The 17,226-nt window shown below is 69.4% G+C and carries 14 protein-coding genes; 7 read left to right on the top strand and 7 right to left on the bottom strand.

Going from position 1 to position 17,226, the window contains the following annotated elements; all coding sequences use genetic code 11:
- Positions 1-3: 3 nt before the first annotated feature.
- Positions 4-1,044, bottom strand: coding sequence for a cyclase family protein (locus BXA00_RS27265; RefSeq protein WP_076521492.1), 1,041 nt, complete (start codon positions 1,042-1,044; stop codon positions 4-6).
- Positions 1,045-1,188: 144 nt separating this feature from the next.
- On the opposite strand from BXA00_RS27265, the gene BXA00_RS27260 reads away from it, so the two are divergent.
- From BXA00_RS27260 to BXA00_RS27250, 3 genes are all read left to right on the top strand, one after another.
- On the top strand, positions 1,189-2,181 hold the full coding sequence (locus BXA00_RS27260) for a tripartite tricarboxylate transporter substrate binding protein (protein WP_076521491.1): 993 nt from the start codon (positions 1,189-1,191) through the stop codon (positions 2,179-2,181).
- The gene (locus tag BXA00_RS27255) at positions 2,178-2,900 is read left to right on the top strand and encodes an SDR family oxidoreductase (RefSeq protein WP_076521489.1); all 723 of its coding nucleotides are present in this window, start codon (positions 2,178-2,180) and stop codon (positions 2,898-2,900) included. The genes BXA00_RS27260 and BXA00_RS27255 overlap by 4 nt, the downstream gene beginning before the upstream one ends.
- Positions 2,901-2,986: 86 nt before the next feature.
- On the top strand, positions 2,987-3,661 hold the full coding sequence (locus BXA00_RS27250) for a DJ-1/PfpI family protein (protein ID WP_076521488.1): 675 nt from the start codon (positions 2,987-2,989) through the stop codon (positions 3,659-3,661).
- Between the two features lie 52 nt (positions 3,662-3,713).
- On the opposite strand, the gene BXA00_RS27245 is transcribed toward BXA00_RS27250, so the two are convergent.
- Positions 3,714-5,600, bottom strand: coding sequence for an ABC transporter ATP-binding protein (locus BXA00_RS27245; RefSeq protein WP_076521487.1), 1,887 nt, complete (start codon positions 5,598-5,600; stop codon positions 3,714-3,716).
- Between the two features lie 354 nt (positions 5,601-5,954).
- Positions 5,955-9,557 (bottom strand): ABC transporter ATP-binding protein, encoded by a 3,603-nt coding sequence (locus BXA00_RS27240; protein ID WP_076521486.1) that lies wholly within the window; start codon positions 9,555-9,557, stop codon positions 5,955-5,957.
- A 94-nt stretch (positions 9,558-9,651) separates the two neighbouring features.
- Here BXA00_RS27240 and BXA00_RS27235 point away from each other — a divergent pair, with 94 nt between their 5' ends.
- Positions 9,652-10,587, top strand: a complete 936-nt coding sequence (locus tag BXA00_RS27235; protein WP_076521483.1) for a LysR substrate-binding domain-containing protein — start codon at positions 9,652-9,654, stop codon at positions 10,585-10,587.
- Between the two features lie 38 nt (positions 10,588-10,625).
- On the opposite strand, the gene BXA00_RS27230 is transcribed toward BXA00_RS27235, so the two are convergent.
- The 4 genes from BXA00_RS27230 to BXA00_RS27215 all read right to left on the bottom strand — a co-directional run bounded on the left by BXA00_RS27230 (position 10,626) and on the right by BXA00_RS27215 (position 14,153).
- Complete coding sequence (locus BXA00_RS27230; RefSeq protein ID WP_076521482.1) at positions 10,626-11,414, bottom strand: ABC transporter ATP-binding protein; 789 nt, start codon at positions 11,412-11,414, stop codon at positions 10,626-10,628.
- A complete protein-coding gene (locus BXA00_RS27225; protein ID WP_076521480.1) occupies positions 11,402-12,172 on the bottom strand; it encodes an ABC transporter permease in 771 nt (256 codons plus the stop codon). The genes BXA00_RS27230 and BXA00_RS27225 overlap by 13 nt, the downstream gene beginning before the upstream one ends.
- 18 nt (positions 12,173-12,190) lie before the next feature.
- Positions 12,191-13,189, bottom strand: a complete 999-nt coding sequence (locus BXA00_RS27220; protein ID WP_076521478.1) for an aliphatic sulfonate ABC transporter substrate-binding protein — start codon at positions 13,187-13,189, stop codon at positions 12,191-12,193.
- A gap of 208 nt (positions 13,190-13,397) precedes the next feature.
- Positions 13,398-14,153 (bottom strand): SDR family NAD(P)-dependent oxidoreductase, encoded by a 756-nt coding sequence (locus BXA00_RS27215; protein WP_076521477.1) that lies wholly within the window; start codon positions 14,151-14,153, stop codon positions 13,398-13,400.
- Between the two features lie 152 nt (positions 14,154-14,305).
- On the opposite strand from BXA00_RS27215, the gene BXA00_RS27210 reads away from it, so the two are divergent.
- The 3 genes from BXA00_RS27210 (at position 14,306) to BXA00_RS27200 (ending at position 17,189) form a co-directional block, all read left to right on the top strand.
- Positions 14,306-15,214: an AraC family transcriptional regulator N-terminal domain-containing protein gene (locus BXA00_RS27210; RefSeq protein WP_369825587.1), complete on the top strand. Its 909-nt coding sequence runs from the start codon at positions 14,306-14,308 to the stop codon at positions 15,212-15,214.
- A 120-nt stretch (positions 15,215-15,334) separates the two neighbouring features.
- Positions 15,335-16,522, top strand: coding sequence for an FAD-binding oxidoreductase (locus BXA00_RS27205; RefSeq protein WP_076521475.1), 1,188 nt, complete (start codon positions 15,335-15,337; stop codon positions 16,520-16,522).
- Positions 16,506-17,189 carry a HutD family protein gene (locus tag BXA00_RS27200; RefSeq protein ID WP_076521474.1) on the top strand — a complete coding sequence of 228 codons (684 nt, stop codon included), beginning with the start codon at positions 16,506-16,508 and terminating at the stop codon, positions 17,187-17,189. Before BXA00_RS27205 ends, BXA00_RS27200 begins: the two co-directional genes overlap by 17 nt.
- Positions 17,190-17,226: the final 37 nt, after the last annotated feature.

The raw sequence follows: 17,226 nt of genomic DNA, 5'->3' as shown, positions 1-17,226 counted from the left end.
GGCTTACACCGTGGCGATGGGCGTCACGGGCGACCCCACCGCGCCGGGCATGCGCAGGGGCGGGGCGGTCAGCAGGAACCGGCTGCGGCCGTGTTCGTGCAGCCAGTCGGCCAGGTCCTTCAGATACCAAAGCTCGGCGAGCGGCACGCCCAGCTTGAAAAGGCAGTGATGATGCAGCGGCAGGATGGAATGGCCGGGGCCGGACGTGCGCGCCGGATAGGACTCCACCGCATAGTTGTCGGCGCAGATCGCGGCAATGCCCGATTGCGTGATCCAGTCCAGCAGCGCCGGGTCGGCGCCGTCCAGCACCGCGCCCGTCTCTTCGAGGCGGTGCGGGTCGGGCTTGCCCGCCATGGCCACGACGGCTTCGGCAAAGCCCGTGCGCAGCACCAGCATGTCGCCGGCTTCGGGCACGGCGTCCTGCTCCCGCATCGCGGCCTGCAACTGGTCGTGTCCCACCACCGTGCGTCCCGGGCCGAAGGCGCGCGCCAGATCGACCAGCACGCCGCGTCCCTGCATGCCTTTTTCGGCGTAGCGGCTGACGCTGAGCTTGCGCGCATACGACCCGCCCGGCGGGCAGCAGGCGTCCGCTGCGTTGTCCGGATCCGCGCCGCCGAACACATCGACGCCCGCCGCGTAGCCGTTGTAATAGACGCGGCGCGCCTGCCCGTCGCCCTGGATGTCGAACATCGCACCCACGTGGCACAGGCCGTCCCATTGCGTGGAGTACTGCATGGAAAGCGTGACCTGGTCGTCCGACAGCACGTCGATGGCCTCGGGCTGCACCTGCGACATGGCGAAGTTCAGGTAGGGCGTGCCTTCGCGGAAGGTGGGCTTGAGCGTGGGCGCGTGGCGGCGGGGATTGAGCACGTTGCCGCCGGGAAGATCCAGCGGCAGCGACAGGCAGAAGACCTTGCCGGCGCGGACTTCGCGCACCGCCTGCAGCACCTTTTCCTCGGTCAGCAGATTCAGGCGGCCGAGTTCGTCGTCCGGGCCGAAGTCGCCCCACGTGGAACCTTCGGGGCGTTGCGTCCAGCGTTTCATCTGCTTGTCTCCTGTCGGTTTTGTATGTTCTTATGGATGCGCTTGTGAGCATAGTACGTATTTACGTACTTTAAAGAAATACCCCATAAAAGAAATCCCCATAAAAGAAATCCGCATTCAGCGGGTTCGATAGGAGACAAGACCATGACGCAACCGCAGCATCCGCGCGCCGGCTGGCGCATCGCCTTCGCCGCGCTGGCCGTTCTGGCGCTGCCCGCCGCCCACGCGGCGGGGTATCCCGACCACCCGGTGACGGTCGTCGTGCCGTATCCGCCGGGCGGCGGCGCCGACCTCTTCGGCCGGGCCATCGCCAACGCGCTGCAACCCGGCCTGAAACAGACCGTGCTGGTCGAGAACAAGCCCGGCGCGGGCGGCAACATCGGCATGGCCTACGTGGCGCGCGCCAAGCCCGACGGCTACACGCTGGGGCTGGGCACGATCGGCACGCAGACCATCAACCAGTTTCTGTACGGCAACATGCCCTTCGATCCCGAGCGCGACCTGGTTCCCATCGCGCTGGTATCGACCACGCCCAACGTCATCGCCGTCAGCGCGAAATCGCCCTACAAATCGGTCGCGGACGTCATCAAAGCGGCCAAGCAGTCCAAGGACAAGAAGCTGACCTACGCATCGCCCGGCATCGGGTCGTCGGTGCACCTGACGGGGGCCTACTTCGAGGCCATGGCCGGGGTGACGATGCTGCACGTGCCCTTCAAGGGCTCATCGGCGTCGCTGCCGGCGGTGGCGGGCGGGCAGGTCGACCTGCTGTTCGACAACCTGCCTGGCGCGCTGGCGCAGATCAAGGACGGCAACCTGGTGCGCGGCGTGGCCGTGACCTCGGCCGCGCGCGATCCGTCGGTGCCCGACCTGCCCACCGTCGCGGAATCCGGCCTGCCGGGGTTCGACGTTACTGCCTGGTTCGCCCTGTACGCGCCGCGCAATACGCCCGCGCCGGTCGTCGAGCAACTGATCGCCGCCGCCCGCAGCGGGCTGCAGACGCCGGCCATCGCCGCCAGCTTCGCCACCATGGGCGCCAAGCCCGGCACGCTGTTCGGCGCGGACCTCGCCGCGTTCGAAACCACCGAGCGCAAGAAATGGGGCGGACTCATCAAGGACCAGGGGATCAAAGCGCAATGAACACGCCCATCGCTCTCGTCACCGGCGGCAGCCGGGGCATCGGCCGCGCCATCGTGGCGCGGCTCGTCGAAGACGGCTATCAGGTCGTCAACTTCAGCCGCACAGCGCCCGAGGCGTTGCTGCGCGGCGAAACGTTCCGCTCGGTCGACCTGGGCGATGCGGCGGCGACGACCGCCGCCGCGCGCGAACTCGCGGCGCAGCAGCCCGTGCTGAACCTGGTCAACAACGCCGGGATGATCCAGGTCGCCAACATCGAGGACATCACGCAGGAAGCGCTGGCGCGGACGATGGCGCTGAACCTCGTGGCGCCCATCCTGCTGCTGCAGGCGTTGCTGCCCGGCATGCGCCAGGCGAAATACGGGCGCGTCGTGAACATCGGCAGCCGGGCCGCGCTGGGCAAGGGCGGCCGCTCCGTGTATGGCGCATCCAAGGCCGGGCTGGCGGGCATGACCCGGACCTGGGCCCTGGAGCTGGCGGCCGACGGCATCACGGTGAACACCGTGGCGCCGGGGCCGGTCGCCACCGAGCTCTTCAATCAGTCCAATCCGCCGGGCGAGCCCAGGACGGTGGCGCTGGAAGCATCGATTCCGATGCGCCGCGTCGGCCGGCCCGACGAGGTGGCGCACACGGTGGCGATGTTCCTGGACCCGCGGGCCGGGTTCGTGACGGGGCAGGTGCTGTACGTGTGCGGCGGGATGTCGGTGGGATTGGCGGGGTAGCACGGGGCCGGCCCCGCGCAATGCGCCGTGTGCTCGGGGCCGGGCTCGCCTATGCTGGACGCTGGCGTTTTCAACGGAGCATCGTCATGCATGTGAATTTCGTCTTGTTTGAAGGATTGACCCAGCTGGACATGACCGGCCCCTACGAGGTGCTGGCGAACGCGCCGGGCTTTACCGTGGATTTTGTCGCGAAAACGGCGGAGCCGGTGCGCTGCGACCGGGGGCTGCGTTTCGTGCCCACCCAGACGCTGGCGTCCGCCCCGCCTTGCGACCTGCTCGTCCTGCCGGGAGGCCCCGGCACGGACGACGCCATCGTCGACCCGGACTGGGTGGCGTTCACGCGCCGCCAGGGGCTGGGCGCGAAATACCTGTTCGGTATCTGCACGGGGTCGCTGCTGCTGGGGGCGGCCGGGCTGCTGCGGGGCAAGCGGGCGTCCAGCCATTGGCGCGCGCGCGAGCTGCTGGCCCGCTTCGGGGCGACGCCGTGCGATGAGCGCCTGTGCGTGGACGGCAACGTGTTCACGGCGGGCGGCGTGACCTCGGGCATCGACATGGGCCTGAAGGTGGTGGCGGCGCTGTGCGGCGAGGACGTGGCCAAGCTCATCCAGCTACAGATCGAATACGACCCGAAGCCGCCGTTTCCCGGCGGCACGCCCAAGACCTCGGAGCCGGCGATCGTGGAACGCTATCTGGCGCTGTCGCAGGCGCGTTTCGAGCGCCGCAGCGCAGCCGTGGAGCGGGCGGCGGCGGCCATGCCGTGACCGCCGGCCGTCCCGCAGCCCAGCGGCTTCGGCCGATTGCGCGGGCGCGGGCTTACTTGCCGAAGGCGAAGGACGAGGCGTCCACCTCCTGCGTCCGGGCGGTCGGGGCCGCGGCCCCGTCTCCCAGCAGGTCGGCGGGGTCCAGGCCCTTGGTCAGCTCCAGCGCCTGGCGCTCGAACAGGCGCCGGTACAGGCCGCCCTTGAGCCGGATCAGCGCGTCGTGGCTGCCTTCTTCGATGACGCGGCCATGGTCCATCACCAGCAGGCGGTCCAGCGCCCGGACCGTCGACAGGCGGTGCGCCACGACCAGCGTCGTGCGGCCTTGCATCAGGCGGTCCATCGCGCGCTGGATCAGCACCTCGCTCTCGCTGTCCAGGCTGGAGGTGGCTTCGTCCAGGATCAGGATGGGCGCGTCCGCCAGGAACGCCCGCGCGATCGCCACGCGCTGGCGTTCGCCGCCCGACAGCTTCACGCCGCGCTCGCCCACCAGCGTGTCGTAGCCCTTGGGCAGCGCCACGATGAAGTCGTGCGCGCTGGCCAGCCGGGCCGCCTGCTCGATCTGCGCCTGCGTGGCGCCCGGCCGGGCATAGGCGATGTTCTCCGCCAGCGTCCGGTGAAACAGCACCGGCTCCTGCTGCACGATGGCGATCTGGCTGCGCAGCGACGCCTGCTTCACCTGCGCGATGTCCTGCCCGTCGATGGTGATGCGGCCGCCGTTTACGTCGTACAGGCGCTGGATGAGCTTGATGAAGGTCGTCTTGCCCGATCCCGAGTGGCCGACCAGACCCACCCGTTCGCCCGGCGCGATCCGCGCCGAGAACCGCTCGTACAGCGCCGTCTCGTGCGCGCCATAGCGAAACGTCACGTCCTCGAAACGGATCTCACCCGCGGTCACCGCGATGTCGCCCGCGCCCGGCCGGTCCTCCACGCCCAGCGGCTGCTTTTCCAGCGACACCAGTTCCTCCATGTCGTTGACCGAGCGCTGCAGGTTGCGGATGTGCATGCCCACGTCGCGCAGATAGCCTTGCAGGACGAAGAACATGGTCAGCGTGAACGTGATGTCGCCCACGCTGGCCTGGTTGCGCGACCACAGCAGCAGCGATGCGCCCAGGATGGCCGCCTGCATGGCCACCAGCATCGCGCCCTGGATGCCGCCGTTGAGCGTGCCGCGGATCCAGGTGCGGCGCGTGCGCCGGCGCCACTTGTCGATCACGCGCTCCAGGCGGGCCTCTTCGCGCGTCTCCGCGCCAAAGGCCTTGACCACGGCGTTGCAGCTCACGGCATCGGCCAGCGCGCCGCCCATGCGCGTGTCCCAGGCATTGCCCAGCCTTGCAGCGGGCGCGACGTAAGCCAGCGACAGGGCCGTCGTGACGGCGATATACAGCACCGAGCCCAGGCCCACCACCAGTCCCATCACGGGCCAGTACGCGCCCAGCAGGGCGGTGGCGCCCACCAGCATGACGACGGACGGCAGCAGGGCCACCAGCAGCGTGTCGTTCAGGAGGTCGACCGCCCACATCCCGCGCGTGATCTTGCGCACCGTGGAGCCGGCGAAGCTGTTGGCATGCCAGTCGGTCGAAAAGCGCTGCACACGGTAGAAGGCATTGGAGGCGATGCCGTTCATCATCTTCAAAGTGAACGTGATGATGTTCTGGAACACGGCCTGGCGCAGCAAGGTGCCGCCTACGCCCAGCGCGACCAGCAGCCAGAAGGCCGCGATGGCGGCGTCCCACGCCAGCGTGTCGCCGGCCGCGCCCGACGCCACCGCGTCGACCAGGCGGCCGGCGTACATCGGGGTCAGCACGTCGGCCACGGCGGACAGCAGCGCCAACGCCACGATGAGCGCGATGCGCAGGGGTTGCCGTCCCCAATAACGGAAGGTAAAGCCCAGGACATCCTTGAAGGCCTGTCCTCGAAAGTCGATTTTTTTTCTAGCCATTGGCATGGCCCGGCGCCAGGAGACGCGCCAGGTTCCTTGTAAGAAAGGAGGGAAAACATGCCGCGCGCCTGTCGGGCGTCGGCAACTGCGTTCAAGGGTTCAGATGGGCGCGGCGGACCCGTCGCCAGATAGGGAACTGGCGAGGAAGCCGCGCGGGCGACGACTTAATGGCGTCGCGGAGACACGCGCGGGACGGCGTTCGGCATGGGGTACATCATGCAGCCTCCCTGTCGGTGGGTGAGGGTGAAAAAAGAAGGGCGAAGGCCCGAACTGCCGATTCTAGCGAAGCGGTCCGGGCGAATCAACGGGCCTTGCGCGGCCGACGGCGGGCGCTGTCGGCTTTTTTCAACGCGGCTAGCCGCGCAACGACGCCGCGCCCGCGGATGCGTAGCCGCCCTGATGGCTGGCCAGGCGCGCATACACGCCCTGCCTGCGCAGCAACTGGTCGTGCGTGCCGGCCTCCGCCAGCGTGCCGCGGTCCAGCACCAGGATCAGGTCGGCGTCGCGGATGGTGGACAGGCGGTGCGCGATGACGAGCGTGGTGCGGTGGCGCATCAAGACGTCGAGCGCGCCGCGCACCTGCATCTCGGACAAGGTGTCCAGGTGCGACGTGGCTTCGTCCAGGATCAGCACGGGCGCGTTCTTCAGGAAGGCCCGCGCAATCGAAATGCGCTGGCGCTGGCCGCCCGAAAGCTGCATGCCGCGTTCGCCCACGCGTGTCGCCAGTCCGTCGGGCAGGCTCTTGACGAAGTCCGTCAGCGCCGCCTGTTCCAGCGCGCGCGCCAGGTCTTCGCGGCTGGCCTCGGGACGCGCCAGCCGGATGTTGCCTTCCAGCGTGTCGTTAAAGAGGTAGGTGTCCTGCGTGACCAGCGCCACGCGCTCGCGCAGTCCGTCCAGCTTGAGCTGACGCACGTCCATGCCGTCCAGCTTGACGGCGCCCGCGCGCGGATCCCAGAAGCGCAGCAGCAGGCTGGCGACCGTGCTCTTGCCGGCCCCCGAGGCGCCCACGATGGCGACGGTGGCGCCGGCGGGCGCCGTGAAGCTGAGGTCGCGCAGCGTGTCCTCGGTCTTGCCCGGGTAGGCGAAGCTGACATGCTCGAACGCGAGCGACAGGCCGTTCGCGGCAACCGGGGCGGGCAGGGGGCCGTCCACCACCGGCTCGGGTTCATTGGCCACCACGTGCAGGCGGCGCGTGGCCGCGATGGTGTCGGCCAGTTGCCGGCTGACCTGCGATATCTCCGACACCGGCAGGAACGTCGCCAGGGCGATCAGCACCAGCAAGGGCAGCATGCCGGCGGCCAGCGCGCCCGCCTGCACCTGCAGGGCGCCCACGACGGCCACGGCCAGGCCGCCCAGGCCCATCGCGGTCTCGAACCAGGCGGTCTGGCGCGACAGGTCGCGCAGGATCTCCAGGCGCCGCGCGCGGTACTGGTCGGCGACCTTCAGGAACTGGTCGCGGCGGCGGCCGGTGGCCTGGAAGGCGGTCAGGTCGGCCAGGCCCTGGATGGTGTCGGTGGTGTGGGCGCTCATGTCGCCCAGGGCCCCGCGCGCCTTGTCGCCCAGGGCGTCGACGCGGCGCCGGCCGCGCACCGGCGAGACGAGCGCATAAGCCAGGAACGGCAGCAGCGCCAGCGCCACGGGCCAGCTGTAGACGCCCAGGAAACCCAGCACGGACAGCGGCACCAGCACCGACACGATGGCGGGCGCGATGGTGTGCGCGTAGAAATACTCCACCATTTCCACGTCCTGCGTGGCCAGCGCGACCAAGTCGCCCGAGCGGCGCTGCAGCAGATACGCGGGCGCCAGCCGCTCCAGCTTGTCGTAGAGCTTGACGCGCATGTCGGCGAGCAACTGATAGGCCATGGCGTGCGCCAGCCAGGATTCCAGCCAATGAAAGAGCGCGGCCAGCGGCGCCGCGATCAGCAGGCCGGCGATCAGGGCGGACGTGTCGCGGCCGTCGCGAATGGCTGCGACGATCAGCGCGCTGAACACACCCACGCCGATGAACGCGGCCACGCGCGCCACGCCCAGCAGAATGGTCGCGATGAGCGTGCCGCGCCAGGGCCGCACCACCGACAGCAGGGTGCCCAGCGTGGCGCGCCAGCCGACCTGGGCCGCGTCGGCGTCCAGCGGGCGCAGGGCAGGGCCCTGGCCGCCGTCGCCGACGGGCGCGGCCGTGGCGTCCGGCCGCTGCGCCGCCGCGGGCTGCCCGGCGGCCGGATTGCGGTGCGCCGCGGCCTGCTCGTGCATGAGGCGGTAGTACAGCCCGCCCTGGCGCATCAGGTCGGCATGCGGACCGGCTTCGGCCACGCGGCCCTGGTCCAGCACCAGGATGCGGTCGGCGCCGATCACGCTGGCCAGCCGGTGCGCCAGGATCAGCGTCGTGCGGCCTGCCATGAGGCGGTCCAGCGCCTGCTGGATCAGCGCTTCGTTTTCGGTGTCCACGGACGACAGCGCCTCGTCCAGGATCAGGATGGGCGCATCGCGCAGCAGGGCGCGGGCGATGGCCACGCGCTGGCGCTGCCCGCCCGACAGTTGCAGGCCGCGTTCGCCGATGCGCGTGGCGTAGCCCTCGGGCAGCGCCATGATGAAGTCATCGATGTTGGCGGCGCGCGCGGCGGCGCGCACCTGTTCATGGGTGGCATCCGGACGGCCCAGGCGCAGGTTGTCGTCGATGGTGCCGTGGAACAGGGTGATGTCCTGGCTGACCAGCGCAATGTGCGACAGCAGCGCCTGCGTGTCCAGCGTGTTGATGTCGTGCCCGCCGACGCGCACGGTGCCCGCCTGCGGCACGCATTCGCGCAGCAGCAGCCGCACGATGGTGGACTTGCCCGCGCCGCTGGGTCCGACGATGCCGACCCGCTCGCCCGCCGCGATGTGCAAGTCCAGGCCCTGGTGGGCGCGCCGCTCGGGCGTGTACGAGAACGTGACGCCGTCGAACGCGATGGTCGGCGCGAGACGGGCCGGGGCCGATTGCGCGGCGCGCGCCTGCGGGGCGGGCGTCAGCGGTTGCGCGTCCAGCAGCGCGTGGATGCTGGCGGCGGCCGACTGGCCGAGCATGCCTCGGTGCAGCACCGCGCGCAGGTCGCGCAGCGGGCGGAAGATTTCGGTTCCCGCCATCAGCACGATCAGCAGCGCCTCGATGCTCATGTCGCCCGAGGCCACGCGCCAGGCGCCCAGCGTCAACGCCAGCGCTGCGCCCAGCGCCACGCCCAGGTCGCTGATGCCGCGTGTCAGCAGGCTGACGGACAGCACCCAGAACGTGTTGTCCGACAGGGCGCGCGCGCGGGCGGCCAGCCGCTGGCCCCAGGCCTTGCCCTGGCCATAGGACTTGAGGGTAGGCAGGCCCTGCACGGCGTCCAGGAATTCTTCGCCGAAATCATTGAGCGACCGCGTGCGCGCCAGGCTGGCGCGCCGGTCCAGCATGTGCACCGCCATCGGCCCGAACAGCGCAAAAAGCGCCGCGGCCAGCAAGACCAGCGCGGTCGGCACGTCCCAGAACGCAATGACCGCGAAGATGGCGAAGGGCGCGGCCGCGGCAATGGCCACTTGCGGCAGGTATTGCCCGAAGAAGGTCTGCAACTGCTCCACGCCGTCCACCACCGTGAGCATGACGCCGCCCGTGCGCTGGTTGGCGAACCACGCCGGCCCCAGCGCGACGATGCGGTCGTACAGCCGCGCCCGCAGCGTGTGCTGGATGGCGGCGGACGTGCGATTGGCCTGCACCGTGCGCCAGTCGTCGAAGAACGCACGCAACAGCACCATGGCCGCCACGCACAGCGCCGGCGCCATCCAGTCCTGCCAGGGCGCGCCGTCGAACACGCGCGCGAGCAACTGTCCCAGGAACACGTAGCGCGCAATGCCGGCCGCCAGGGCCAACAGACCCAGGAATATGCCGCCCGCCATGCCGGCGCGCAGACCCTCGGTCAGGCGCCACAGCCTCGAATCGAAATACATAGCCATTACTCCATCCAGAGCCTGCATGGTCCCCGATCCGGCGCGCGTGCGAAAGCGATGATTTTTCAATCTTGGGTTGAGATAAACTCAACCGATGCCCGACACCCCCCACCGCACTCCGCCTCTTGCCGCCTTGCGCGCGTTCGAAGCCGTTGCCCGATTGGGCAGCCTGAGCCGCGCCGCCGCGGAGCTGAACGTCACGAAAAGCGCCGTCAGCCATCAGTTGCGCGCGCTGGAGGCGGATCTGGGGACGCCGCTGTTGCTGCGCGGCGGCACGGTGCGCCGGGCGCAGACCACCGAAGCTGGGGCCGCCCTGCTGGCTTCCGTACAACAGGCCTTGACCCTTTTGGAGACCGCCTGCCGCAACGTCCGGGCCGCCGCGCGCGGCAAGCGCCGCTACACGCTGAATGTGTCCGCCAACCCGTCGCTGGCCGCGCTGTGGCTCGCGCCGCGCATCGGCCGCTTCATCGAATTGCATCCGGACATCGACATCCAGGTGTATCTGCACGCCAGCCAGGATCCGGCCTGGAAAACCCAGGACATCGATCTGGCCTTCCTGCACGTGCGGGCGCGGGGGCCGCACACCGCCGAGCCCGGCGACATCCCGCTCATGACCGAGACGGTCGTGCCGGTCTGCAGCCCGGCGCTGGTCGCCGAGGCCGACCGGAACGATCCGCGCGTGTTCCTGCGCCACCGCTGGCTGGAAGAGAAACACATCGACAGCCCGGAGACCGACTGGCGCACCTGGAGCCCCAGGCTGGGCCTGGCGGATGCCGACTGGCAGGATCCGATGGTGCTGAGCGGGCTGAGCACCGTGGTGGCCGCCGCCGCGGCGGGCGTGGGCATCGCGCTGGGCCGCGCCCCGCTGATCGACGAAGACCTGGCGAGCGGCCGGCTGGTGCCGCTGGTGCCGCACCTGCGCATGGCCGGGTCGTGGGGGTATGTGATGCGCATCCACGCCAACCGGCCGATGGACCCGTCCCTGCCCGCGCTGGTGGAGTTCCTGGCCGAGGAAGGCCGCCGGGTTTAGTGGGGCACGCCGAGTGGGGCGCGCCGAGTGGGGCGCGCCTAGTCGGCGGTCAGCTCCATGCTGCGCGTGACCTCTTCCTGCACGCGTTCCCAGATCGCGCGCTTCAGGTCCACGAAGCGCGGCGACAACTGCACGTCGGCGCTGCGGGGATGCGGCAGGTCGTTCTGGATGTCCTGCACGATGCGTCCCGGCTTGGAGCCCATGACCGCCATGCGCGTGGACAGGGTCAGCGCCTCGTCGATGGAGTGCGTGATGAAGACGATGGTCTTGCCGCTCTGCTCGTAGATGGACAGCAGCTGGTCCTGCAGCACCTGCCGCGTCATGGCGTCCAGCGCGGCGAAGGGCTCGTCGAACAGCATCACGTCCGGGTCGTTGGCCAGCACGCGCGCGATCGACACGCGCTGCTTCATCCCGCCCGACAGCGCGTGCGGATATTTGTCCGCCGCATGCTTCAGGCCCACCATCTCGATGAACTTGCGGGCGATCGGCGCGCGTTCCTGGCGCGACATGCCGCGCATCTTCAGGCCGAATTCCACGTTTTCCTGCACCGTGCGCCACGGGAACAGCGCGTATTGCTGGAACACCATGCCGCAGGCGGCGGTCACGTCGGTGACCTGCTTGCCGTTGATTTCCACCGAACCCGTGTTGGGCGTGATGAAGCCCGCCATCAGGTTCAGCAGCGTCGACTTGCCGCAGCCCGAGGCGCCCAGCAGGACCAGGAATTCCCCGCGCTTGACCTCGAGGTTGACCTTGTCCAGCACGGTGACGTCGCCGTAGGCCTTGGAGACATCCGTCAGCCGGATCATCGTGTCGTTCATCGCTGCCATGCCAGCACCCATCGTTCAAGAAGCCGCAAACACAGATCGGTCACCAGCACGGTGAAACTGATCAGCACCATGCCCAGCACCACGGTATCGGTCTGGAAGAATTCCTTGCCGTTCATGATCATGAAGCCCAGGCCTTCCTTGGAGGCCACCAGCTCGGCGGAGATGACGCAGGTCCAGGACAGGCCCAGGATGATCTTCATGCCCGACAGGATCTGCGGCAGACAGCCCGGGAAGAGCACCTCGCGCATGACCTGCCAGCGATTGGCGCCCAGGTTGCGCGCCGCGCGCACCAGCACCGGATCGATGCTGCGCGAGGCCTCCATCACATACAGCAGGGCGGGCACGAACGAACCCATGAACACGATGCTGTATTTCTGCGTTTCGGTGATGCCGAACCACAGCAGCGACAGCGGAATCCAGCTCATGGACGGCAGCGGGCGCAGGAACGAGATGATGGGGTCGAAGACCGCGCGCGCCACCTTCGACGTGCCCAGCAGGATGCCCAGCGGGATGGCGACCATCACCGCGGCCAGGAACCCGACCATGACCCGGCGCGTCGAGGCCAGCACGTTGTAGAACAGCGTGCCCTGGTCCGACATGGACAGCGCCCGCGCCAGGACCTGGGACGGCGCGGGCAGGAAAATGGGATCGACCGCGCCGGCGCGGCACAGGCCTTCCCACAGCAAGAGAAAGCTGAGCAGGGAAAACACGCTGACCCAGAGCAGGCGTGTTTCCCGTGAAGACGAACGCGAGGACATAGGCAGGCCGTCCGGGGTTCAGAGGTACGAGGACTGGACCCAGTCCCTGACGGCGGGCGCGCGGTCGATCTGCTTGAGCGACACCAGCATGTCGGCCAGCTTCTGCATGCCGTTGACGAAGTTGCCCGGTTCCACCATCAATGCTTTCTGGTCTTCGGCCGAGTACCACTGCGTCTGCTTGATGACGGCAAGCTGCTCGTCCTTGGACAGGCCGGTCAGTTCCAGCAGCACCGCGGCGGCTTCCTCGGGCTGGTTGCTCAGCATGGCGTTGGCCTGGAACACCGCCGCCAGGAACTTGCGCACCGCTTCCGGATTCTCCTTGCCCAGCTTCGCATGGGTCAGCAGCACGTCGGGGCCGGGGGTGATGGCGTATTGCTTGTAGAGAGAGAACGCGGTGTCGTCCAGCAGGACGCGGGTGCCCGGCACGGCCTTGATGCGGTCGAAGGCCGGCGTCCAGGCCACGGCCGCGTCGATCTGGCCGCCCTGGTAGGCCGACAGCAGGTTGGTGGCCGGCAGGTTGATGATGGAGACGTCGCGGTCCGGGTTCATGCCCGCCTGGCGCAGCACGTCCAGCAGCAGCACATGGGCGCTGGAGGCATACGTGACGCCGATCTTCTTGCCCTTCAGGTCGGCGACCGACTTGACGTTGTCGCGCACCAGCACGCCCTCGGCGCGGCCGAAGTTGTTGGGGGTGGCGATGACCTGGAACTGGCGCGCGCCCGCCGCCATCAGCGCCAGCGACGACACCACGCCGGTGCCCGCCAGGTCGATGTTGCCCGCCATCACCGCGCTCATGCGGTCCGATGACGTGGCGAAACTCTGCCATTTGATGTCCAGGCCCTGCTTGGCGAAGAGCCCCGTCTTCAGCGCGATGTAGGCGGAGTAATGGCCCAGCCACGCGGAGCCGCCGTAGGTGTAGGACGCGCCCGCGGCGCGGCCGATCATCGGGAAGCCCAGGGCGCTTGCGCCCGCGAGCGCGGCGGTGCGCACCAGCATGGCGCGGCGATTCATGTTCATATTTTTCCCCTACTTGAATGTAGATTGACCGATAGATTCCATGTCGCCAGCACTCTGGGGTGCGGCAGACGAGACTTTCGCCCGAGCGCCTGGCGGCGGCATGAATATAAGGAGCGGCGATGGTCAACATCAGCAGCGCTTAAGAGGAAGAGGCGCATGCCTTCGCAGGGGGAGGGGATGACGGGCCGCGCGGCGCGGCCCGCAGGCGTCAGATGCCTTGCCCGCCGGACACTTCGATGCGCTGGGCGTTGACCCACCGGTTGTCTTCGGACAGCAGGCTGGCGATCATCGGCCCGATGTCGTCGGCCACGCCCACGCGGCCCAGCGCGGTCATGTCCGCAAAGGCGCGGTTGAATTCGGGCGTATCGCGCACGGCGCCGCCCAGGAAGTCGGTCTCGATGGCGCCGGGCGCCACGGCGTTGACCGCGATTCTGCGCGGGCCGAGTTCCTTGGCCATGTAGACCGTCAGCACCTCGACCGCGCCCTTGGCCGCGGCATACGCCGCCCAGCCCGGCGCCGACACGCGCGTCAAGCCGCTGGACAGGTTCACGATGCGGCCGCCGTCGGCCAGCAGCGGCAGCAGGCTCTGGGTCAGGAAGAACACGCCCTTGAAATGCACGTCGATCAGCTTGTCGAAGGCCTGCACGCTCATGTCGGCGATCGGCGCCATGTCGCCGTGCCCGGCATTGTTGACGAGGTGATCGAAGGTGTCGCGCCGCCAGGTTTCGGCCAGCGCGGCCTTCAGGCGCGCCACGAAGTCGGGAAAGGCGGCGACATTGCCCGCGTCGAGCTGCAGCGCCACGGCCTTGCGGCCTAGCCGCTCGATCTCGGCGACGACCTCCCGGGCTTGCGCCTCGCGGCTCTGGTAGGTGATGACGACGTCGTCGCCCTTGCGGGCGATGGCCAGGGCGGCGTTGCGGCCCAGGCCCCGGCTTGAACCCGTGACGAGAGAAATCTTGCTCATGGATCGGCTCCTTGGTGATCGGTGGGGGGAGGCTTCATTCTGCGGCGCGGGCGGCGGATCTCCTTTGCCTGAACGTTGGCGTTGTTGGCCTGATCCTCCAAATGTGCGTGCGGACGGACCAGAACCCATTACGATGGCCTCGTGGAAAATCCTTGCCATTTCTGCTCATGAACGACACCTTGCTCGCCGCCGTCAGCCGCTATGCTCAGGCCCTGGCCAGCCCGTCCGGCGTGGCGCTGACGCCCATTCCGGGGCTGGCCGTCATCCGGGCGCTGCAGCCCAGCGGCCTGGACCATGCGATTTCGCGGCCGCTCGTCTGCCTGGTGCTGCAGGGCGGCAAGCGCGTGGCGCTGGGCGCCCAGTCCTTCGATTTCATGGCGGGCGATTCGCTGCTGATCACGGCGGACGTGCCCACCGTCAGCCAGATCACCCGCGCCAGCGCCGCGCAGCCCTATTTTTCGTTGGTCCTGGAACTGGATCTGGCGGTGATTTCCGAGCTGGCCCTGGAGATGAAGCTGGGGCCCGAGGACCCCGGCGCGCCAGTGCGGATGGAACAGACCGACACCGAGGTCGCCGACGCCGCGCTGCGCCTGATGCGCCTGCTCGAGCGGCCGGCGGCGCTGCCGGTGCTGCAGGCCCAGCTTGTGCGCGAAATGCACTATTGGCTGCTGGTGGGCCGGCACGGGCAGGCGATCCGCCAGCTGGGCTGGCCCGGCAGCGGGACCCAGCGCATCGCGCGCGCCGTCGCGCTGCTGCGGGCCGAGTTCGCGCAGCCGCTGCCGGTCGAGCGGCTGGCGGCCGTGGCCGGGATGAGCCCCTCGTCGTTCCACCAGCACTTCCGCGCGGCCACGTCGCTGTCGCCGCTGCAGTTCCAGAAGCAGTTGCGCCTCATCGAGGCGCGCCGGCGCATGACCGTGGAAGGCGCCTCGGCCAGCAGCGCGGCGTTTGCGGTGGGCTATGAGAGCGTCCAGCAGTTCACCCGCGAGTACCGCCGGATGTTCGGCCTGCCGCCCGGCAAGGACGCCGAGGCGATACGCGGCGCCGTCGGCGCGGCGGCCTAAGCGCAGCCGGGGCGCGCCGCGCTGCACGGCGCGCTTTTATTAAGTATTCGCGGCGCTTATATTGCAGCGGCTCCGAAATGCCGGGTCCACACTCGCGGCACTTGTCCTTGGAGCCTTGTCGTGAAAAGTTTTGACGTGATCGTGATTGGTGCCGGCGTGATCGGCAGTTCGGTGGCCTTTCACCTGGCCGAGCTCGGCGCGAAGAACGTGCTGGTGCTGGACCGCGCGACCATCGGCGCGGGCACCACATCGCAGTCGTCCGGCATCCTGCGCACGCATTATTCCGTGCGCGAGAACGTGGAGCTGGCGCAGCGGTCGTGGAGCGTGTTCAACAACTTCGCCAGCTATCTCGGCGACGAAGAGGCCTCCTGCGGCCTGGTCAAGTGCGGTTACCTCATTACCGCGGCCGATGACGACAAGCTGGAGCCCCTGCGCGGCGCGTTGGCGCAGCAGCAGGCGCAGGGCATCGCGCTGGAACTGCTGGACGCCGCGCAGGCCCGCGAGCTGCTGCCCATTGCCTCCTTCGACCATGCCGCGCTGATCGGCTATGAGCCCGAGGCGGGCTTTGCCGACGCGTATCTGGTGGCCACCAGCTTTGCGCGCGGCGCCCGCCGCCGCGGCGTCACCATCCGCGAGAACGTCAACGTCCAGCGCCTGCTCATCGACAATGGCCGCGTGACTGGCGTGTCCACGTCCGAGGGCGACTACGCCGCCCCGCTGGTCATCAGCACCCAGAACATCTGGACGCCAGAGCTCGCCGGCTGGACCGGCGTTTCCATGCCGGTGGTGCCGGAGCGCCACGCCGTGCTGGCGCTGGAATGCGACGCGGCGCCCTATACGTATTCGATGCCGGTCTTCAAGGACCTGGCCTCGCCCGGCATGCTGTATTGCCGCAGCTACGGCGGCAACCAGATGCTGGTGAGCGAAGGCGTCGTGGGCGAAGCGCTGCAGAAGAGCGACGCCGAACAGGGCGATATTCCGCTGGACTACGTGGCCGAAGTGGGCGCGCAGGTGGCGGACCGGTTCCCGGCCTATGAGACCGCGGGGCTGGCCTCGTCCTGGACCGGCGTGTACGACGTGACGCCGGACTGGAACCCGGTGCTGGGCCGCGTGCCCGGCGTCCAGGGGCTGATCGTGGGCTTCGGTTTCTCTGGGCACGGCTTCAAGCTGTCGCCCACCGTGGGCCGCGTGCTGGCGCAAGAGGCGCTGGGACTGCCGACGGACGTCTCGCTCACGCCCTACGAACTGGGCCGCTTCCAGCGCGGCGCGCTGCTGACCGGGAAGTACGGCCTTGGCGCGGTCTCCTGATCCGCGCGCCCCGGTGCGCGCGAGCTGGCTGGCGCTGCCGCCCGAGCCCTGGAAGAACGGCGGGGGCGTCACCCGCACGCTGGCCGCTGACCCGGCCGGGCGCTGGCGCGTCAGCATCGCCGACATCGGGCAGGACGGACCGTATTCGCGCTTTCCCGGCTACGACCGCGTGTCGGTCGTGCTGTCGGGCGAGGGCGTGGCGCTGCAAGGCGAGGGCGTTGCCGTGGCGCTGCGGCCCCGGTCGCCCACCTTGTTTGCCGGGGACGAGGTGCTGCAGTCGCGCCTGGTCCAAGGGCCGGTGAGGGTGCTGAACCTGTTCGTGCTGCGCGGCTCGGCCGAGGCGCGGGTGGAATGCGTGACGGGCCCGGCGTGCAGGGCGGGTTCGCTGGCGGGCGCGGGCGGGCGGCGGGTGACGCGGATCGTCGTGGCGGTGGACGCCGGCCGGTTCCCGGGGGCGCCCGGGGGCGCGCCTTGGGTGCTGGACGGCGGGGACTATGCGTGGGACGCGGACATCGGCGCGGCGTGGGGGGCGGCTTGGGACTCGGCGTGGGCGCCGGCTTCGGAAGCCGATTCCATGGCGCCGCCCGGCCTGGCCTGTGCCCCCGCCCCGGACGCCCCGTTCGCCGTGGGCCTGGACATCGCGGTCCACACGCACGGCGCTGGCTGACCCGGCGAGGCCCGTCCCCCCAGGCGGAGGGCCGGCC

The organism is Achromobacter sp. MFA1 R4 (assembly GCF_900156745.1).
Lineage (GTDB): Bacteria > Pseudomonadota > Gammaproteobacteria > Burkholderiales > Burkholderiaceae_B > Achromobacter.
The sequence above is the reverse complement of the archived record's forward strand: the minus strand, read 5'-3'. Positions and strand labels throughout refer to the sequence as shown.